Source organism: Roseococcus suduntuyensis (assembly GCF_014196305.1).
Lineage (GTDB): Bacteria > Pseudomonadota > Alphaproteobacteria > Acetobacterales > Acetobacteraceae > Roseococcus > Roseococcus suduntuyensis.
This window is the reverse complement of the sequence record NZ_JACIDJ010000001.1, coordinates 496500-515988: the sequence shown is the minus strand read 5'-3', so window position 1 is coordinate 515988 and position 19489 is coordinate 496500. Positions and strand designations below refer to the sequence as shown.

Here is a 19489-nt window from a genome sequence, read left to right as displayed (position 1 = left end):
GAGGGGAAGCGCCACCAATGAACCCATCGCCCACGCCTGTACTGACGCGCCGCGGCCTCGTGGCACTCGCGGCCGGCACCGCCTTGGCCGCGCCCGCCGCGCAAGCGCAGCGCCTTTCGGCCATCCGGGGCCGGGATGGGTGGCTCTTCGCGCCCTGGGACAATGTGCAGCAGGCCGACACCACCAACCTGCCCCGGGTTTGCGAAATCCTGGCCGAGGCGGTGGGGATGCTGCGCGCGGCCCATGTCGAGACGGTCATCACCCTCATCCCGTCCAAGGCCATGGTCTATCGGAACATGCTGCCGCCTGGCATGGCGCCCTCGCCCGTGGCGCAACGGCGCTACGAAGCCGCCCGCGCCGCCCTGACCCAGGGGGGCGTGCGGCTGGTGCCGGATTTGATGACGCCCATGGCGCGCGAGGCCGCCGCCCGGCCCGAACCGCGCCTCTTCTTCAAGGCCGACACGCATTGGACACCGGCCGGCGCGGAACTGGCCGCGGGGGTCATGGCCTCGGCCATCCAGGCGGCGTTCCGTTTTCCCGCCAGTCCCGGTCCGGGTGAGCGGCTGGGGCCGCCGGTGCAGCGCGTCAGGGGCCGCAACGACCTGCTGGACTTCGTCCCGCCCGAGGAACGCCGCGCCTTCCCGGCCGAATCCTTCCTGATCCGCGCGCCCGTGCCGCGCGGGGGCGCGACGCTGGTGCAGGAGGACCGCTCGGATGTGGCGGTTGTGGGCAGCAGCTTCCTGGCGCCCGAGTTCAACTTCGCCGCTGCACTCTCGGCCGGGCTGAGCCGGCCGGTCGCGCTGGACTGGAAGACGGCGAATTTCGGCCCCTACGAGACGCTGCTGTCCTACCTGCGCTCCCAGACCTTCCAGCGCCAGCGGCCTTTGCTGCTGGTGCTGAGCCTGCTGGAGGGCGCGATGGTCCTGCTGCCCAGCAACCGCTCCGCATTTCCGCAGCACGCCATGAGCACGGACGCCTTCCTGGGCGGGGTGCGGGCCGCGTTGGGCGGGTAGCGTCTGATCGCCTTTGGTGAATACCAAAGGCGTGAATCAGCCGCCCGGTAGCGTCTGATCGCCTTTGGTAAATACCAAAGGCGTGAATCAGCCGCGCGGCAGCGTCTGATCGCCTTTGGTGGATACCAAAGGCGTGAATCAGCCGCTTGGCAACGCCGTGGCGCTATCGCCACCCGTCCAGGAATGCCCGTTCCGCCGGGGTGATGGGCTGGCCCATCACGCGCTCCGGGAATTCCCAGATGACGAGGCGCGGCGGCGTCTCGCGGAAGGTCGCGCCGCCGAAGAAGGCCGCCGCCGCCCCGTGGAAGCCGCCGCCCGCCTGGGCCAGCGAGGTGATGGCCGCCCCCAGCGCCTGTTGCAGGGCGCCATGGAAGTTGGCGTTGAGCGAATAGGAGGAGCCGAGCAGCACCACCTCCGGCACCGCCTCGTCCAGCAGGCCGCCGCCCTCGGCCGCCGGCACGGTGGTGGTGGCGTCGTGCTGGCGGTCGCGGTGGGGGCGCCAGGGGTCGGGCAGGAGGTCGAGGCCCATCAGCCGCAGCAGGTCGGCCGGCGCCTCGGTCTCGGTGGGGGCCTGGGTGGTGGCGATGCCGACGCGGCGTTCGAAGGGCAGCGCCCGGGTGGCCTCGGCGATGGCCGCGGCGGCGGCGGTGGCACCCTGCTGGTTCCAATGCGTATCGGTGCGCCAATAGGCGGGTTCGCGCGCGGCGAGGGAGGACAGCGCCGGCAGCAGGGGCGCCTGGGGCAGGCCGGACAGGGCGGCCTCCAGCGCCGCCAGCCGCGCCTCGGCCTGGGCGGAACGGGGGGCGCCGCAGAGCATGTCCCGATGCACCCGCGCCTTGTCGGGCACCACGGCCAGCACGAGCGCGATGCCGCGCGCGGCCAGCGCGGCCTGGATGCGGCGCAGCGCCTCCACGCGCTCGGCCATGGCGGTCTCGGCGCCGTCGAAGGGGCGGAGTTCCTCCGTCAGGAACAGCCAGTCCTCGCAGCCCACCCGCACCGCCGGCCCGCCGGAGTTGAACAGGCCCCAGCGGAACAGCCCGCCCGCCGCGCGCACCCAGGGGTCGGCCGGGAGGTGGTGGGCGAGGACGTGGTTCACGGCCGCCGTGGTGCGGCCGTCCAGGAAGGCCTCCAGGTTCAAGGTGGGCGCGAGGCGCGCCTGCCCGGCATCGGAGCGCAGGGCCGCCACGCCCTGGTACACGCCCCAGCCGAGCAGCGCCGTGGTCAGCAGGGCCAGGGCGGTGGCGGGGGTGCGGGTCCAGCTTTGCATCGGCGCCCCCTCAGAACTGGAAATACAGGAAGGGCACGGCCGCGCGGCTGTAGAGCAGCACGAGGCCGAGCAGGAAGGCCAGGAAGGGCCACCACATCCAGACGGGGCGCGACAGGCCCGAAAGCCCCGTGGGGTGCAGGCGCAGGAAGGGCAGGCGCCCCGACAGCAGCGGCAGATAGACCAGGCCGAGCGCCAGCCAGAGGAACCACCACTGGTCCGGCGTGACCTGCCAGGCCAGCGCATCGGAGATGCCGCCCCAGTTCGCGCCGAACATGGCGGCGTAGAAGGCGAAGGCCGTGGCGAAATCCGGCGCGCGGAACGCGACCCAGCCCAGGATGACGGCCAGCATCAGCAGGGCGTGGCCCAGCAGCCAGGGCAGCGGCCCGCCGCCCGAGGCGCGCCAGAAGCGGTGCAGCGCCAGCAGGGCGCCATGCCAGACGCCCCAGACGATGAAGGTCCAGTTCGCCCCATGCCACAGCCCGCCGATGACCATGGTCAGCAGCAGGTTCGCATAGGTCCGCACGGGGCCGTGCCGGTTCCCGCCGAGCGAGATGTAGAGGTAGTCGCGCAGGAAGCGGCTCAGCGTCATGTGCCAGCGCTGCCAGAATTCCTGGATGTTGCCGGCGAGGTAGGGGTTGTCGAAATTCTCGGGGAAGCGGAAGCCGCACATCATGGCCAGCCCGATGGCCATGGCCGAATAGCCCGCGAAGTCGAAGAACAATTGCAGCGTGTAGGCGATGGCGCCCACCCAGGCCTCGGTGGTGGTGGCGGCGGGCAGGGCGAAGACGGCATCCACCAGCGGCGCCAGCGTGTCGGCCACCAGCACCTTCATGGCGAAGCCCACCATGAAGCGGCGCGCGCCCAGGCCGAATTTCTCGAAGGAGTGGCTGCGGGCGCGCAGATCCTCCGCCACCTCGGCATAGCGCACGATGGGCCCGGCGATGAGCTGGCTGAACATGGCCTTGTAGGCCGCGTAGGCCACGAAGTCGCGGCTGACGGGCACGTCGCGCCGATACACGTCCACCAGGTAGCTGACCGATTGCAGCACGTAGAAGGACAGGCCCACGGGCAGGATGATCTGCGCCCAGGGCATGGGCGTGCCGCCGAAGGCCATCACCGCATCGTTGAAGGTCTGCACGCCGAAGTTGGCGTATTTGAACCAGCCCAGCACGCCGAGCTGCCCGACAAGGCCCAGCACCATCAGCCGGGTGCGCGCGGCCTCGCCACGGCCCTCCATGGCCTGCGCCAGCCAGAAGCTCCAGAGCGTGACACCCACCAGCAGCGCCAGGAAATCCACCCGCCACCAGGCGTAGAAGCCCCAGGAGAAGACCAGGATGACGGCGTTGCGCGCGCGGGTGGGGCTCAGGAAATAGGCGACCAGGAAGGCCGGCAGGAACAGGAACAGGAACTCGAAGGAGGCGAAGATCATGCGCGGCGGGCCCGCACGGGGCGGAAAGGGGGGCGCATGGGTGGGGTCCGGCCTCGGAAAACCTGGGGTTTTGGGCTAGAACAGAACGCCGCGCGCCGCAATCGTTGATGACCCCGCGGCGCGGGCAGCCTATGATGAACTTGTCGCAAGGAAATAGCGGGAATGCGGGCGTGAAGGTGAAGCTGCAGATGGCGGACCAGGGTGCGCTTTCCTACCTCGCGCGGCGGGGCGTCTCGCCGCAATGGCGCGGCTTCGTCCGTGCCCTGATGGGGATCGCGCAGGCGCATCTGCCCGGTGAGGCGCGCCAGACCTTCCTGCGCGCCCTGGGCGAGGGAATGGCGCGGGAGATGACGCTGCCGCCCTGCGACAGCCTCTCGGCGCTGGAGGCCGCGATGAACGCCGCCCTGGCCGAGGCCGAATGGGGCTATGTGGAGGTCTCGCTGGACGAGGCGCAGGCGGCCATGGTGCTGCGCCACGCCGCCGCCCCCCTGGTCTCCCTGCCCGAGGATCCCGCCGGCGCCTGGATCATCCCGGTGCTGGAGGGGCTCTACCAGGCCTGGCTCGACGCCCAGCCCGGCGCGGTGGAGGGCGTGCCCGTGCGCCAGGCCGCGCATGAGGGCGCGCTGGTGGTGCTGCGCTACGCCCAGGCGGCGTAAGGCGCTCCATCGGGGGCGCGCGTGACGGCGCGCCATTTTTGTGCTAGGGTTCCAAGATTCGTGAGGATGGTCGGCGTGCGCCAGGGCCTGATGCACCGGATGTTAAGTGCCCGGGGCGCAGGCTGAGGTCGGTGACGCTGCCATATCTGTCGGACGGCAGGAGCAGCGAACGCCATGGCCACCCCTTCCCGCGGCAAGCCGGCCACCGCACCTCCCGCGCCGAAGGCGCCAGCGGCCCAGGCGAAGGCCCAGGCAAAGGCCAAGAAGCCGGCGCCCGTGACGTCCCCTCCGGCCAAGACGGCCGCCAAGACCAAGCCGGCCCCGGCCGCGAAGGAACCACCGCCCCGGGCAAGGGTTGCGAAGGTAGCCCCGGCCCCCGAAGTCCCTGTCCCCGAAGTCCGGGCCCCCGAAGTCAAGGCGCCCGCGGCGCCGCCAGCGCAGCCCCAGCGCCCCGTCGAATCCCACAGCAAGGTATCATCCCGTCCCGTGACCAAGTCCAAGGCGTCCACCACCGCACCCGACACCAACAGCCCCGCTTCCGAGCCGGCCGCGGAGGCCCCGGCGACGCCCCGGCCCTCCATCGTGATCGCGGCGCCGACCGACACGCCCTCGCGCGGGGGCGGGTCCATGGCCGCGCGCGCGGCGGCGGGGCGGCCGAACATGCCGCCCTCCTTCGCCGTCCGCAGCCCGGGCCGCCCTGGCTTCGCCGAGGGGCAGAACCCCGCCCCGCGCCCGCCCGCCGCCAAGATCGAGCTGAAGGCCGGGGACCATGTGGTCTACCCGACGCACGGTGTGGGCATGGTGCAGGGCATCGAGACCATCGAGGCCGCGGGCCATGCCTTGCAGATGGTCGTCGTCACCTTCGAGGAAAACCGCATGACGCTGCGCGTGCCCGTCACCAAGGTGGCGACGGCCGGGCTGCGCAAGCTGTTCACCCCCAAGGAGTTCGAGCAGGCCATCGATACGCTGAAGGGACGCGCGCGCATCAAGCGCACCATGTGGTCGCGCCGCGCCCAGGAATACGAGGCCAAGATCAACTCGGGCGACCCCATCCAGATCGCGGAGGTGGTGCGCGACCTGCAGCGCAACGCCGGCCAGCCCGACCAGTCCTTCAGCGAGCGGCAGATCTACGAGCAGGCGCTGGAGCGCCTGGCCGCCGAATACGCCGCCATCGAGAAGATCGATCGGCTGGAGGCCAGCGACCGCCTGGTGGCCTTCGCCAAGTCGAGCGCATGAGCGCAGCGGAGGAGGTCATCGCCGAACTCGAGGAAGGCTTCGCCCTCTTCGACGACTGGGAGGACCGCTACCGCTACCTCATGGAACTGGGCCGCGAGCTGGAACCGCTGGCGCCCGAGGAGATGGTGGAGGCCAATCGCGTCTCCGGCTGCCAGTCCCGCGTGTGGCTGACCACGCGCGCGGAGGGCGGCCGGCTGCGGTTGCGCGCCGCCAGCGATGCCGCCTTCGTGCAGGGCATCCTGGCCCTGTTGCTGCGGGTCTATGACGGCCGCAGCCCCGCCGAGATCATGGCCACGGGGCCGGAATTTCTGGGCCGCCTCGGCCTCGACGAGGCGCTGAGCATGTCGCGCCGCAACGGGGCGGCCGCGGTGGTCGGGCGCATCCAGGCCGCGGCGCAGCGCATGGGGGCCGAGGCCGCGGGCTGAAGGCGACGGTCACGCCCCCAGCAGCGGCAGCCCCGCCTCCAGCCGGTCGGCCGTGCCCTGGATGGCGTGGCGCAGCGCCTCGTCATCGTAATACCCGCCGACCACATGCAGATGATGGCTGATGGCGCGGCGGAAGGCCTGGAACAAGGCGCAGTCGGGCGCTTCGGGGGCGGTCCAGAAGCGGTCCCGGCCCGATTCATGCGTCAGTCCCGGCACGCGATACACCGCCTCGCCCAGTGCCAGCAGGGGCTTGCCGGCCTCCAGCGCGTTCATGCCGGCGGTGCTGTTCACCGTGATCACCCCCGCCGACCGTGCCAGCAGGGCGCCGAGCGGCACGCCGTCCACGAAGTGCACCCGCCCCGCGACGCCGGCCGCGCGCGCCATGCGCGCCACCCGCCGCGACCACCATTTCAGCCCGGGGTCGAGCGGATGGACCTTGAAGGCCAGGTGGGCATGCGGCGGCGCATGGGCGGCGAAGCTCGCCACCGTCTCGCGCATGGGCGTGTCCTGGTCGGGAAAGGGCGAATAGGCGCGGAGCGAGAAATCCATCTCCATCTGCATGGCGAAGACGAAAAGCGGTGCCTCCGCCGGCAGCCGGTCCAGCAGGCGCTGGCCGAGCCGCCGCGCGAGTGGCCGCAGCGCCAGCCGCACCCCGGTCCCCAGATAGATCGGGATGGGCGAGTTCAGCAGATGCGTCTCGAAATGGCGGAAGGGCCAGGGCAGCAGGTTGGCCATGTGGAAGGCCATGTCCCAGCTGGCCTGCCGCGCGAAGCTGTCGCGAAAGGGCGAGGGGGTGGCAAGCGGCGGCGAGGCCTCCGCCAGCCGCAGGATCTCCGCCGGCTCGCGCGGGAAATGGGACATGGCGTTGTGCCCGTCCCGCTCCAGGATGATGCGGTCCGGCCGGAGATAGCCGTAGTCGGTGGCCGCGACCGGGATGGAGCGCGCCTGCGCCGCCCCGATGGCGATGCGGTGATAGACCCGCTGCTCGCCCAGCAGCACCAGGTCGGTGATGGCCTCGCGGTCCAGGAAATCGCTGACGAAGCGCGGCCAGTCGGTCAGCGTGCCGGTGAAGTCCACCGCCCCCGGCCCGCGCCAGAACAGCTTGTCGCCCAGGCAGAGGTTGATGCGGTGGGTGGCGTGGCCGCGCCGGCGCAGCTCCGCCGCCAGTTGGTCGAAGAAGGGGCTGATGGGGCCTTGCAGGAAGAGGAAGCGCTTCACCGCCACCCCCCGGCCGGGGCGCGCCAGGCGGCGGCGGCATCACCCTTTCCCAGCAGCTTCACGCCCGCCACGCGCCGGGCGGTGGGGCTGGGCCAGCCGCGATAGGGCAGGGTTTGCGGCGGCGCGGGCGGGGCCTCGCCGGCGGCGATGCGCGCCAGCACCTCTTCCAGCAGCGGCAGGGCGGCCAGGTGCAGGGCGCGGGCGGCGGCACTGGCGCTGGTGCCGGGCGGCAGCGGCACGGCGCGCTGGGCCCAGACGCCGCCCGCATCAATGCGCGGTGCCATCTGGTGGATGCTGACGCCCGTGGCGCCCTCGGCCAGGCCGTGGAAGGCGGGGATGGGGCCGCGGTGGCGCGGCAGCAGCGAAGGATGCACGTTGATCGCACCGCGCGGCGGCAGGGCCAAGGTCTCGGCGTCCAGGATGCGGTCCAGGTGGTAGCAGACCAGCAGCTCCGCCCCGGAGGCGCGCAGCGCCGCCCGCATCGCCGCGGGCGCGTCCAGGCGCAGCGCGGGAATGCCGCGCGCGGCGCAGAGGGCGGAAAGGCGGGGCGGCCTTCGCAAGGCCCCGCCCAGCATGGGCAGGGCATGGTTCACCATCAGATAGGGCAGCAGCCCCAGGCCGCCCCGCCGTAGCGCGCGCCAGGTCGCGCTTGTGGCGCGGAAGGGGGAGGAGTGCCCCACCAGCACGAGGCGCGGGCCCAGGCTTTCGGCGAAACGCAACGTGGCCTCCGCGCTGGCGGCGCCCTCCAGGGTGAACAACGCGACCCGCAATTCCTCACGCCGCCTCCCGGGCGGCGGCGCGCAGCACCTCGATGGTGCGGTCGAGATCGGCCTCGCTGTGCTCGGAGGAGAGGAAGAAGCGCAGCCGTGCCTGGCCCTCCGGCACCACGGGGAAGCAGATGGGCTGCACATTGATGCCCGCCGCCACCAACCGGTCCGCCACGCGCATGGCCGTATAGGAATCCCCCAGCACGATGGGCACGATGCCGAAGCCTGTGGATTGCCCGGCGTCGAAGCCCGCCGCGCGCGCCTGGTCGCGGAAGCGGCGCGCATTGGCCTGCAATTTCGTCACCCGCCAGGGCTCGGCCGCGATGAGGCCCAGCGCCGCCTCGGCCGCCGCGGCCAGCGGGGGCGGCAGGCCCACGGAATAGACGAAGCCCGGTGCCGTGTGGCGCAGCATGTCCACCAGCGCGTGGCTGCCCGCGATGTAGCCGCCGGTGGAGGCGAGCGACTTGGACAGCGTGCCCATCCAGATATCCACCTCGCGCGGGTCCACGCCCTGCGCCTCGGCGATGCCGCGGCCGGTGGCGCCCAGCACGCCGAGCGAATGCGCCTCGTCCACCATCAGCCAGGCGTCATGCTTGCGGGCCAGGGCCACGAAGGCGGCCAGCTCCGGCACCGTGCCGTCCATGGAGTAGTGGCCCTCGATGAGGATCAGCGCGCGGTTGTGCCGCCCGCGCTCCGCCGCCAGCACCGCCCCGGCGGCGGCCACGTCATTGTGCGGGAAGGCCATGCGCCGCGCGCCGGACAGCCGCATGCCCTCGGCCGCGCTGTTGTGGATCAGCGCGTCGTGCAGGATCAGGTCGGCCGGCCCCACCAGGTGGCCGATGGTGGTCACGTTGGTGGCATGGCCCGAGACCATCGCCACCGCATCCTCCACCCCATGGTGCCTGGCCAGCGCGGCCTCCAGCGCCGCATGCACCGGCCGCTCGCCCGAGACGTAGCGCGAGGCCGAGGCCGAGACGCCATAGCGCGCGATGGCCGCGGCCGCCGCCGCATGGATGCGCGGGTCTCCGTTCAGCCCGAGGTAGTTGTAGGAGGAGAAGTTGATCATCTCCCGCCCCGCGATGCGCGTATGCGCGCCCGCGATGCCCTCATGGCTGTGGAAATAGGGGCTGCTGATGCCGGTCTGGCGCGAGAGGTTGCGCACCGCCGCCACCTCGCGCGAAGCGGGCAGCGTCGAGAAGTCGCGGGCGCTGGTGCTGCTGCTGGTGCCGCTGGGCGCGGCCGTGGGCGTGTTCATGCGCCCCAGCAGCGCCGTGCGCTCCTGCGGGGAAAGGCCGCGGCGGCGTGGGGGACCGCCGCTCATTCCGCCGCCTCGCGGCCGGGCTTCAATCCATCCAGCAGCAATTGCGCCACCCTCTGCACCGTCAGCCCCTCGCCCACGCCCTGAAGGGGCAATGACACCGAGAAGCGCCGTTCCAACGCCGTCCGCAGTTCCAGCCCGCCCAGGCTGTCGAGGCCGAGGCCGGCGAGCGGCGCGTCGAGGGAGATGCTATGGGCGGGCAAGCGCAGGATCCGTCCGATTTCGACGCCCACCATACGCTGAATCGCCTCCCGTGCGGCATCTTCCGCCATGGCGCGCAGCGCGGGGAGGGTGATCTCCTCCACATCGCCCTCCGCCCCCACCTGCCCGGCCAGGGCCAGGAAGGGCGGTTCGGCCAGCAAAGCCAGGCTGCGTCGGGCGGCGGGCCAGTCGAGCCGCGCCACGCCCGCCACCGCGACCCCGGAGGCGAACAAGGCCGGTAGGCGGTCCAGCGCCTCGCGCGCGGTCAGCGCCACGGCGCCCAGGCGGCGGGCCAGGCCCTCGGCGCGCGCCTCCTGGCCGGCCAGCATCCCGGCATCGGAGATCGGGCCCCATTGCACGGCCAGCGCCGGGCGGCCCTGGGCGCGGCGGCGGCGGGCCAGCGCCTCCATGCCCGCATTGGCCGCGACATAGGCCGCCTGGCCCGGGCTGCCGATGGGCACGGTGGCCGAGGAGAACAGCAGGAACAGGCCGGGGGCATCGGTTTCGGTCAGCCGGTCGAGGTGTTCGGCCGCCGTCACCTTGGCGTCCCACACCGCGCGGGCGGCGCGGATGTCGAGTCGCGCGGCCACGCCGTCCGACAGCACGGCGGCGGCATGGACCACGCCCGTGATGGGCGCCTCGGCGCGCAGCGTGTCGAGCGCGGCGGACAGCGCCTCGGCATCGGTGGCGTCGCAGGCGAGCAGGCGTGTCATGGGGCCGAGGCTCGCGGCAGCCTCCATGGCACCCGGCGCCGCCGCGCCCCGGCGCGAGAGCAGCGCGAGGCGCCGCGCGCCCTGCCCGGCCAGCCAGCGCGCCGCTTCCAGCCCGAAGCCCGTGGTGCCGCCGACCACCAGCACCCAGCCATCACCCATGCGGGCCTGGAGGGGCGTCCAGGCGGGGTGGGCGCTGGCCTCGATGGCTTCCTCCGGCGGGCGGATGACGAGCTTGCCCACATGCCCGCCCGCCTGGAGGCGGCGGAAGGCGTCCTCCACCGTCGCGGCCGCGTGGACACGCACGGGCAGGGGGCGGAAGACCCCCTCCTCCAGCCGGCGCATGAAGCTCTCCAGGTGGCGGCGGGCCAGGGCCGGGCGGGCGCGGGCCAGCTCGTCCACATCCACCGCGAAATAGCTGACATTGCGGCGCAGCGGCCGCAGGGGCGCGCGGCGCGCCTCGGCATAGTCGCGCTTGCCCAGTTCCAGGAAGCGGCCGAAGGGCGCCATCAGCGACAGGCTGCGCTCCATCGCCTCGCCGGAGAGGGAGTTCAGGCAGAGGTCCACGCAGCCCTCGCCGGGCGGTGCCGGCCAATGCGCACGAAGTTCCTCGGCGAAGCCGGCGGAGCGGCTGTCCAGCGCCACCTCCGCGCCCGCCGCCCGCAACAGGGCGCGCCGGGCCTCGGTGCCGGCGGTGGCGGCCACGCGCGCGCCGGCGGCGAGTGCCACCTGCAACGCGGCCAACCCCACGGCGCCGGCCCCGCCATGAATCAGCACGCGATCACCGGGGCCGATGCGGCCGAGTTCCTCCAGCGCGTGCACGGCGGTGAGGAAGGCCACGGGCAGGCCCGCCGCCTCCTCGGGCGGAAGCCAGCCGGGGCGGGGGACCAGCGCCTCTTCCCGCGTCACGGCGCGGGTGGCCAGCGCGCGGGGCGCCACGCCCAGCACGGCCTGTCCGGGCGCCAGGGCGCAGCCGGGACCCACCGCCTCGACCACGCCGGCCAGTTCCATGCCCAGGCCCGGCCCGGCGAAGCCCGCGCGGAGAATGTCCTCGGGCAGCAACCCCTGCGCCCACATCACGTCGCGGAAATTGAGGCCGACCGCTTGCACGGAAATCCGCACCTCGCCGGGGCCGAGCGTGTGGGCGGCCACCTCCGGCGCCGGTTGCCAGCCCAGCGTGCCGAGCTGCCCCGGCACGCCGACCCCAAGGCGCAGCGGGCCGGGCGGCGGCGGCGGGGCGGGCACCCCGGCGGCCACGCGCGGCACCAGGCGCCCGGCTTGGGTCAGAAGCTGCTCGGCCTCCGCGTCGGGGGGCGTGAGCAGGGTGGCGGCGAGGCGCCGGGCGGCGGCTTGGGGGTCGAGCCCCAAATCCAGATCATGCCGGCGCGGGCGCAGCCCCGTCATCTCATTGGCCAGAACGCGGCCCAGCGCCAGCAGCCCCGCGGCACCCGGGCGTGTGGTGGCGCCACGGGTGATGAGGTGCAGCCCCTCCGCCACGCCCTCGGCCGTGGCGGCGAGCTGCGCGGCGGCGGCGAGCCCCTCCGGCCCGGGTTCCGGCCAGGCCAGCAGGGTCGCGCCGCGCAGCGCGGCGGGGGCCGGGTGTTCGGGCAGGCGGGTGACGCGTGCGCCGGCGGCGGCCAGCGCCTCGGCCAGGGCATTGGCCCATTCCTGCTTCGCCGGGCCGTTCCAGAGGGCGAAATGCCGGCCCATGGCGGCGGGCAGCAACTGGCCGCTTTCAGGCATGGCGGCGGCCACCAGCGCGGCGGGCCAGGGCAAGGGCGGCAGGGGCAGCACGCGCGGCCGGTCCCAGCCCCCACCCAATAGGGCGGCGTTCCAGCCTGCCGCGTCCAGCAGGCGGCGCGTGGTCCACCACTCGGCGGCCAGCCCCTCGGTCATGTCCCAGAACAGGGCGGGCAGGGGTTCGGCCAGCAGCAGGGCGCCACCGGGGGCGGCGGCGCGGCGCAGCCCCTCGGCCAGGGCCTGGCCGCCCGCGCGGCGGGGCGAGAGGGCGAGGGCCAGCACCAGTTCCGCCTCGGCGGGCGGGGCGTCGGGGCCGGCGGGGTCCCATTCCGCTAGTTCGACGCCGGGCGGCACGGGCGGCGGGCGCTGGCCGGGCAGGTGGGTGGCGATGAGGCGCGCGGCGGGCGGCAGGGCGGCGCGCAGCGCGGGCAGCAGCGGGCCTTCCGTGGCGCCGGCCAGCAGCACGCGGCAGGGCCGGGCGGCGGGCCAGCCCTCCAGCAGCCGGGCCGCGCCATGGGCCAGGGCCGCGCCGAGTCGGTGCAGGCTTTCCGCATCGGGCGAGAGGCGCGCGGGCGGCATGGGCAGGCCCAGCAGCGCGGCGGGCAGGGCCTCCGCCGCCTCGGCCAGGGTGGCGAGTTCCTGGGCAAGGGCGGGCGCGTCCAGCATCACCTGCTGCCAGATGGCATGGGCGGCGGGCAGTTCCTGCGCGGCCGGCCCCAGATGGGCGCGCAGGGCCATGGCCAGCGGGCCCTCGGCGGTGGCGAGCCCGGCCTCCTGCGCCGCCGCCACCGCATGGGCGGAGAGCAGCAGCGCGGCCTCCTCCAGCGGGGCGCCGGCGGGCGGCAGGTCCAGCGCGGCGGGGTCGAGCGCGGGGGCCGCCTCGGGCCAGCCCAGCGGCACCGCCGCGGGCACCCATTCGCCGTGGAAGACGGGAGGTGCCGCGGCGCGTTCGCCGAGCGGCACGCGCTGGAAGGTGGCTTCCTCAAGCCGGGCCACGGCGCGGCCCAGCGCGTCGCGCAGGGTGATGCGTGCGGCCACGCCGCGCTCGCCGGGGGCGGTGATGGCGATCTCCGCCGCCACGGCCACCCCGCCCTCGCGGCGCGCCAGCACCCGGCCGAAGCGCACGGGCAGGAAGCCGTCGCGCGCCGGGCCATCCTCCGCGCCGCCCAGCAGGCCGAGCAGCCCTTGCAGCGCGCCATCCAGCCGCACCGGGTGCAGGTGGAAGGCGTCGTCCGGCGGGGCGGTGGCGGGCAGGTCCAGTTCCAGTCGCACCTGGCCCGTCTCGCGGCAGGTGGCGAAGCGCGTGACGGGGCGGAAGGCCGGGCCGTAGTCGAGGCCGAGCCGCGCGGCGGCCTGGGTCAGCGCCGCGCCGTCCTGCCATTCGCCAACAGCTTCGGTGGGGCCTTCGGGTTCGGGCGGGGGCGGCAGGGCGGAGAGGCGGGCGGTGGCGTGCAGCGCCCAGGCCTCGGTGCCCAGGCGTCGGCGGGATTCCAGGCGGAAGGTGCCTTCCTCGTCGAGCCGCGTGCGCAGCTCCCGCAGTGCATCGGGCACCAGCGGCAGGGGGCGGAGGATGGTGAAATCCGTCACCTCCAGCCAGGGGGTGGCGGAATGGCGCAGGAAACCCGCCTCCAGCGCCATCTCCACCATGGCGGCGGCGGGCATGATGGGCTGATGGCCAAGCGCATGGTCCGCGAGCCAGGGGGCGCCGGAGGTGTCGAGGGTGTTGCGCCATTCCTCCCCGGCCTCGCCATGGCGGTAGCCGAGCAGCCCGCCCTCGGGCGGCGTGTGCAACAGGGGGCGGGTCTCGACGCTGCGCGGCAGCCAGTGCGGCTGGGGCTCCAGCGGCAGGGCGGGCAGGGCGCGCAATTCCGCGGGGCCCTGGAAGGCGCGGCTGGCGCGCGGATCGGCCCCCTGGGCCGTGGCGGCGTCGGTCAGGGCCGGGAAGGGGTTTGCCTGGCGGGCGCGGTGCGGGCGCAGCGTGGCCATGCTGGGCACCTCGCGCCCCGCCGCGCGCAGCAGCGTGCGCAGATAGCCCTGCAACAGCGGCCGCGGCCCGATCTCCACCAGCAGGGCGGGGTTGCGGGCCAGCCCCGTGGCCATGGCATCGGCGAAGCGCACCGGCTCGCGCAGGTTGCGCCACCAATAGGCGGCGTCGCAGGCGTGGGGGTCCAGCGCCTGGCCCGTCACGGTGGAGATGAGGGGCACACCCCCCTCCCGGCCGCGCAGCCCGCGCAAATCCCGCAGCAGGTCGGCCCGCACCGGGTCCATGGCCGCCGAGTGGAAGGCGTAGTCGAGGTCGAGCGCCAGCCAGGCCCAGCGGCGTGCGGCGGCGGCCTCGGCCAGCCGCGCCAGGGCGGGTTCCGGCCCGGCCACGGTCAGCGAGGTGGGCGTGTTCACCGCCGCGATCTCGATGGGCCAGTCCTCGCCGGCGGAACATTCGGCCAGGACAGGCAGCGCGTCCTCCGGCGAGGCGCCCAGCACCGCCATGCGGCCCACGCCGCGCCGCGCCTCCTGGTGGCGGCTGCGCGCGGCGATGAGGCGGGCGGCCTGGCGCAGCGAGAGCAGCCCTGCCGCCTCGGCCGCCGCCACCTCGCCCACCGAATGGCCGAGGCAGAAGGCGGGGGTGATGCCTTCCTCGGCCAGGGCGGCGACGATGGCGTTCTGGATGGTGAAGAGCAGCGGCTGGGCGATGGCGGTGCGGGCGAGTTCCGCCTTCGTCACGCCGCGCTCCAGCAGGGCGGCGACGGACCAGCCGAGATGCGGCGCCAGCGCGGCATCGGCGCGTTCCACGGCGGCGCGGAAGGGGGCGCTGCCGCGCATCTCGGCCGCGCCCATGCGGGCCCAGGCGGCGCCATTGCCGGTGAAGAGGAAGCCCAGCCCCGCCCCATGCCCGGCCTTGCCGGTGGCGAGGCCCGGAACCTCCTCGCCGCGCGCGAAGCTGGCCAGGGCGCGGGCGGGGCGCGGGCCGCGCAGCACGAGGCGATGCGGGCGCAGCGCACGGTGCCGGGCCTGGCCGCGCGCCAGCGCGGCGGCGCGGGCGGGCGTGGCCTTGGCCAGCAGCGTGGCCCAGTCGCCCGCCAGCCTTCGCAGTGCGGTGGCGCTTTGCGCCGAGAGGATCAGGGGCGGTGCCTCCCCGCTGTCCGCGCGCGCCACGGGGGCAGGGGGCGCGGCGCCCAGCAGGGCGCAGGCATTGGTGCCGCCGAAGCCGAAGGAATTCACCGCCACCGCCCCGCCCGCGAAGGGCATGGGCTGCGTGGCGGGTATCAACCCCAGCCGGTCGAAGGGGATGTTGGGGTTGGGCGTCTCGCAATGCAGCGTGGCGGGGATGCGCCCCGTCTCCAGCACCACCAGCGCCTTCAGCAGGCCCACCAGCCCCGCCGCCGCCTCGGTGTGGCCGATGTTGCTCTTGACCGAGCCGATGGGCAGCACCCCGCGCCGCCCCGGCAGCGCCTGGGCGATGGCCGCGGCCTCGATGGGGTCGCCCGCCGGGGTGCCGGTGCCATGTGCCTCGAAATAGCCAAGCTGGGCGGGCTTCACGCGCCCCGCCCGCAGCACGGAGGCGATCAGCGCCGCCTGCGCCCCCGCATCGGGCAGGGAGATGCCATTGGTGCGCCCCGCCCCGTTCACCCCGCTGGCGAGGATGACGCCACGCACCGCATCGCCATCGGCCAGCGCGGCGGCGAGTGGCTTGAGCACCAGCACCACCCCGCCCTCGGCCCGCACATAGCCATCCGCGCCCGCGCCGAAGGCCTGACAGCGGCCGCGCGCGCTGAGCATGCCCGCCCGCCAGAAGCCGCCGAAGGGGAAGGGCGAGAGCAGCATGTTCACGCCGCCGACCACCGCCGCCGGGATGCGGCCGTGGCGCAGCGCCTCGCAGGCCTCGTGCAGCGCCACGAGGGCCGAGGAACAGGCGGTGTCCACCGTCATGGCCGGGCCGCGCAGGTCGAAGACATTGCCGATGCGGTTGGACAGGATGGAGAGCGCGCTGCCCGCCATGGTGTAGCGGTCGCCCGCGCCGGTGTCCTCCTGGTGGAGGTTGCCGTAATCCGTCGTGGAGCCGCCGACATAGACGCCGATGGGCTGGCCGGCCATGCGGTCCTCGGGCCAGCCGGCGTCTTCCAGCGCGCGGCGCGTCAACACCAGAAGCAGGCGCTGCTGCGGGTCCGTCTCATCGGCCTCGCGCGGGGAGATGCCGAAGGCGGGCGCGTCGAAGCCCGCGACATCGCCGATGGTGCCGGCACGGAAATGCGGGGCGCGGCCGACCTCACCCGGGCGGGGGTGCAGGAAGCGGGACTGGGCGAAGCGGTCGGCCGGCACCTCGGTCACGGCGTCCAGCCCCGCCTCCAGCAGGCGGGCGAAGGCCGCGAGGTCCGGCGCGCCTGGCAGGCGGCAGGCCGCGCCCACGATGGCGATAGGCGGGCCGCCGCCGGCCATGGTAGGAACGGTCATTATCATGCCCTCGCACGCAACCGACGCCGCTCAGACCCGGCACCGGCGGCGGTGCCGCGAAAGGCCATGTTACACCACATAAAACCTGGACGAAAGAAGCACCCCCGGAAAGTCAACCACAAATATATCTCGTGCCGGCAACAACTTGCGCCGGGATCGGGGGTTACGGGCCGCGGGGCCCCGTCTGCCGACATCATTATTCCTGCAAAAGCGTGGCGAGCGCCCGTTCCTGCACCTCGGGGCGCGGCTCGCGGCCGCAGAGGCGGTCCAGGAAACGCTCGGTCTCGCGGAAATGGTCGCTCCAGGTGGGCGTGCGCCATTGGGCCAGGCGCTGCAGCTGCGCCTGGCGACGGGCATTGCCCGGCTCGGCCAGGGCGCGCACCGCGCCGGACCAGCCGTGAAAATCCAGGGGATGGAAGAATTCCGGCACATGGCCGCCCACCTCCCGCGCCGGCGGGATGTCGGACGCGATGACGGGCGTGCCACAGGCCAGCGCCTCGGCAACGGGGATGCCGTAGCCCTCGGCGAAGCTGGGCGAGAGCAGGGCCGCGGCGCCCCGGACCAGCCGTGCCACCTCGGGGTCCGGCAGGCGGCCGCATTCCTCGACCAGCCCGCCGAAATCCACGCGCTCCAGCATGCGGAACACGTCCTCATTGTCCCAGCCGCGGCGGCCGATGATGCGAAGCCGGGGCGTGCCCGGCTGCCCCTCCCGCGCGAATTGCCGCCACATCTGCAGGGCGAGGAGATGGTTCTTCCGCGGCTCGATGGTGCCGACCATCACGACATAGGGCGCGGCGCGCGGGGTCTCGGACATGGGGATGGAGGCGTTCGGCAAATCAAGGCCGAGGCCCACCGCCTGCACCGGCGGCTGGGCGAGCCCCGCCTCGCGCAGGCGGGTATGGAATTGCAGCGCGACATGCCGGGTGGGCGTGATGACCCCGGCCGCGAGGGCGGAGATCACACGCAGACGCTGGGCATGTTGAACAGTGGAGTGCGGGCGGCAATACTCGGGAAAGCCGAGCGGGATCAGGTCATGCAGCATGGGCACGAATCGCGCGCCGGCGGCCACCACGCCCGCGATCGCGCCCTCCTTGTGAACGGCCCGGTGCGAGGTGACGAGGAAGACGCTGTCCTTCTTCTGACCGAGGCGCTGTGCCAGCGCCCAGCGCCCGCCGCCCCAGAGCCGACGCGACAGCGCCGCCGCGGCCATGGCCCGGAACCGCGCGAGCCCGCCCTCCTTGCCCGGCGCGACCACCGCGTCGGCCTCGGTCAGCAGCGAGCGCGCGAAACCGTCCGGCAGGGCCGCGAACCATCCCCAGGGGGACTGCGCGACGAAGGTGACGCGGCTTTCGGGCAGGGCACGCCAATGCCGCGCATGCGCGATCTCGACACGATCCACGCCGCTCGGCTGTCCATGCCATGCGAGCCCCAGCAGGCGCGAGATGTCGAGGACGATATGCACAGCTCAATTGTCCCCATTTTTGCAATTTTGGAAAGAGATCGTTTACGCAATGCGTAAGGCGCGGAGCATATTACAGGGTCTTCGCAAATGAAGGGTGACGAAAAAATGAGCATCTGGCGCCAGCCAACCACTATCGAACACATTACTGCGCGTGCCACAGGCACCGTAAACGGCCATCTTGGCGTTCGTGTGACCGAAATCGGCCCTGATTACATTCTGGGCGAAATGCCTGTCGATGAACGACACGTTCAGCCCTTCGGCATGATCCATGGCGGCGTCTCGGTGGTGCTGGCGGAGACACTGGGCAGCCTGGCCTCCATGATGGCCTGCGAGCCTGGTTTCATCGCCGTCGGGCTTGAAGTCAACGCCAGTCACCTTCGTCCTGTTCCGAAAGGAGATGTGGTCCGTGGTCGCTGCACTCCCGTCCGAATCGGACGCACTGTGCAGGTGTGGAACATCGAGCTGCGGCGCGGCGACGGGCATCTTTCTTGCGTGTCCCGTCTGACCACATCCATCATAGAGGCACGCACCGAATGACACGACCCAAGATTGCGCTGATCGGAACGGGCGGCACCATCTCTTCCCTCGGGGAAGATCCTTTTGACATCATCGATTACGGGCGGCACGGGCGCATCATGAATGCGCAGCAGTTGCTCGATTATTGGCCACAAGTCGCGCAGGTCGCGGATGTGCGTCCCGTGAAATTCTCCGCCCTGCCCTCCACCGCCATCGGCCCGGCCCAGTGGCTGGACCTGGTGCGGGCCTGCCACCAGGCGGTGGCGGACATGCCGGACCTCGATGGCATCGTGGTGACCCATGGCACGGCCTCGCTGGAGGAGACGGCGTATTTCCTCTCGCTCACCGTCAAGCTGGACATTCCGGTGGTGGTGGTGGGGGCGCAGCGGCCTTCCTCCGGCCTGTCCTCCGATGCGGGGATGAACCTCGCCAATGCCTGCCGCGTGGCGGGCGACCCCGGGGCGCGCGGGCTGGGCGCGCTGGTGCTGCTGAATGACGAGATCCATGCGGCGCGCGAGGTGACCAAGACCAGCACCAGCCGGCTCCAGACCTTCCGCAGCCCCGATTTCGGCTGCCTGGGCCATGCCGATGCCGACAAGATCGCCTGGTATCGCCGCCCGCTGCGGCCGGTGGGCAAGGCCACGGAATTCGACGTGGCCGGGCGGGAGAGCCTGCCGCGGGTGGACATCGTCTATTGCTATGGCGGCGCCGATGGCGCGGCGGTAGATGCCTTCGTGGCGGCGGGCGCGGAGGGGCTGGTCTCGGCCGGCTTCGCGCCTTCCTTCGTGACGCCCGACATGGCGGAGGCCTTCACGCGCGTCATGGCCGGCGGCGTGGCGGTGGCGGCGAGCACGCGGGCGGGGTCGGGGCGGATGTTCTACACCACCCGCATGCGCGAGCCGGGCTTCGTGAACGCCGACAACCTGAACCCGCAGAAGGCGCGTATCCTGCTGATGCTGGGGCTGACGGTGACGAAGGATGTGGCGGGGCTGAACGCGATCTTTGAGACGTATTGAGCTTTTGCGCGGCCGATTCACGTCCCGGCCATGCCGCGACGATCGGACGCGGGTCGTGCGGCCGAT

13 protein-coding genes are annotated in these 19489 nt (G+C 73.2%); 6 read left to right on the top strand and 7 right to left on the bottom strand.

What is annotated here, in order from left to right:
- The first annotated feature begins 17 nt into the window (after positions 1–17).
- Positions 18–1013 (top strand): alginate O-acetyltransferase AlgX-related protein, encoded by a 996-nt coding sequence (locus GGQ83_RS02370; RefSeq protein WP_184381989.1) that lies wholly within the window; start codon positions 18–20, stop codon positions 1011–1013.
- Between the two features lie 163 nt (positions 1014–1176).
- Here the strand turns inward: GGQ83_RS02370 and GGQ83_RS02365 are convergent, their stop codons facing one another.
- Both GGQ83_RS02365 and GGQ83_RS02360 read right to left on the bottom strand, forming a co-directional pair.
- Positions 1177–2280 carry an alginate O-acetyltransferase AlgX-related protein gene (locus GGQ83_RS02365; protein WP_184381988.1) on the bottom strand — a complete coding sequence of 368 codons (1104 nt, stop codon included), beginning with the start codon at positions 2278–2280 and terminating at the stop codon, positions 1177–1179.
- 10 nt (positions 2281–2290) lie between these two features.
- Complete coding sequence (locus GGQ83_RS02360) at positions 2291–3709, bottom strand: MBOAT family O-acyltransferase (RefSeq protein ID WP_184381987.1); 1419 nt, start codon at positions 3707–3709, stop codon at positions 2291–2293.
- A gap of 170 nt (positions 3710–3879) precedes the next feature.
- Here GGQ83_RS02360 and bcsD point away from each other — a divergent pair, with 170 nt between their 5' ends.
- From bcsD to GGQ83_RS02345, 3 genes are all read left to right on the top strand, one after another.
- The gene (bcsD, locus tag GGQ83_RS02355; RefSeq protein ID WP_184381986.1) at positions 3880–4365 is read left to right on the top strand and encodes a cellulose biosynthesis protein BcsD; all 486 of its coding nucleotides are present in this window, start codon (positions 3880–3882) and stop codon (positions 4363–4365) included.
- A gap of 486 nt (positions 4366–4851) precedes the next feature.
- The gene (locus GGQ83_RS20005; RefSeq protein WP_311726995.1) at positions 4852–5601 is read left to right on the top strand and encodes a CarD family transcriptional regulator; all 750 of its coding nucleotides are present in this window, start codon (positions 4852–4854) and stop codon (positions 5599–5601) included.
- Positions 5598–6026, top strand: a complete 429-nt coding sequence (locus GGQ83_RS02345) for a SufE family protein (protein ID WP_184381985.1) — start codon at positions 5598–5600, stop codon at positions 6024–6026. Before GGQ83_RS20005 ends, GGQ83_RS02345 begins: the two co-directional genes overlap by 4 nt.
- Positions 6027–6035: 9 nt before the next feature.
- Here GGQ83_RS02345 and GGQ83_RS02340 read toward each other — a convergent pair whose 3' ends face one another.
- From GGQ83_RS02340 to GGQ83_RS20250, 5 genes are all read right to left on the bottom strand, one after another.
- A complete protein-coding gene (locus GGQ83_RS02340; protein ID WP_184381984.1) occupies positions 6036–7244 on the bottom strand; it encodes a capsule biosynthesis protein in 1209 nt (402 codons plus the stop codon).
- The gene (locus GGQ83_RS02335) at positions 7241–8002 is read right to left on the bottom strand and encodes a formyltransferase family protein (protein WP_184381983.1); all 762 of its coding nucleotides are present in this window, start codon (positions 8000–8002) and stop codon (positions 7241–7243) included. Before GGQ83_RS02335 ends, GGQ83_RS02340 begins: the two co-directional genes overlap by 4 nt.
- A 16-nt stretch (positions 8003–8018) precedes the next feature.
- Complete coding sequence (locus GGQ83_RS02330; protein ID WP_184381982.1) at positions 8019–9266, bottom strand: aminotransferase class I/II-fold pyridoxal phosphate-dependent enzyme; 1248 nt, start codon at positions 9264–9266, stop codon at positions 8019–8021.
- Between the two features lie 62 nt (positions 9267–9328).
- Complete coding sequence (locus GGQ83_RS02325; RefSeq protein ID WP_184381981.1) at positions 9329–16429, bottom strand: type I polyketide synthase; 7101 nt, start codon at positions 16427–16429, stop codon at positions 9329–9331.
- Between the two features lie 196 nt (positions 16430–16625).
- The gene (locus GGQ83_RS20250; protein WP_184381980.1) at positions 16626–17891 is read right to left on the bottom strand and encodes a glycosyltransferase family 4 protein; all 1266 of its coding nucleotides are present in this window, start codon (positions 17889–17891) and stop codon (positions 16626–16628) included.
- An 87-nt stretch (positions 17892–17978) separates the two neighbouring features.
- Here GGQ83_RS20250 and GGQ83_RS02315 point away from each other — a divergent pair, with 87 nt between their 5' ends.
- Complete coding sequence (locus GGQ83_RS02315) at positions 17979–18428, top strand: PaaI family thioesterase (RefSeq protein WP_207017868.1); 450 nt, start codon at positions 17979–17981, stop codon at positions 18426–18428.
- A complete protein-coding gene (locus GGQ83_RS02310; RefSeq protein ID WP_184381979.1) occupies positions 18425–19423 on the top strand; it encodes an asparaginase in 999 nt (332 codons plus the stop codon). The genes GGQ83_RS02315 and GGQ83_RS02310 overlap by 4 nt, the downstream gene beginning before the upstream one ends.
- The last annotated feature ends 66 nt before the right edge of the window (positions 19424–19489 follow it).

Excerpts from the sequence above, each read along its gene's own strand:
- GGQ83_RS02370 (WP_184381989.1), top strand. The coding sequence starts at position 18 with ATGAACCCATCGCCCACGCCTGTACTGACGCGCCGCGGCCTCGTGGCA.
- GGQ83_RS02365 (WP_184381988.1), bottom strand. The coding sequence starts at position 2,280 with ATGCAAAGCTGGACCCGCACCCCCGCCACCGCCCTGGCCCTGCTGACC.
- GGQ83_RS02360 (WP_184381987.1), bottom strand. The coding sequence starts at position 3,709 with ATGATCTTCGCCTCCTTCGAGTTCCTGTTCCTGTTCCTGCCGGCCTTC.
- GGQ83_RS02345 (WP_184381985.1), top strand. The coding sequence starts at position 5,598 with ATGAGCGCAGCGGAGGAGGTCATCGCCGAACTCGAGGAAGGCTTCGCC.
- GGQ83_RS02330 (WP_184381982.1), bottom strand. The coding sequence starts at position 9,266 with ATGAACACGCCCACGGCCGCGCCCAGCGGCACCAGCAGCAGCACCAGC.
- GGQ83_RS02325 (WP_184381981.1), bottom strand. The coding sequence starts at position 16,429 with ATGACCGTTCCTACCATGGCCGGCGGCGGCCCGCCTATCGCCATCGTG.
- GGQ83_RS02315 (WP_207017868.1), top strand. The coding sequence starts at position 17,979 with ATGAAGGGTGACGAAAAAATGAGCATCTGGCGCCAGCCAACCACTATC.
- GGQ83_RS02310 (WP_184381979.1), top strand. The coding sequence starts at position 18,425 with ATGACACGACCCAAGATTGCGCTGATCGGAACGGGCGGCACCATCTCT.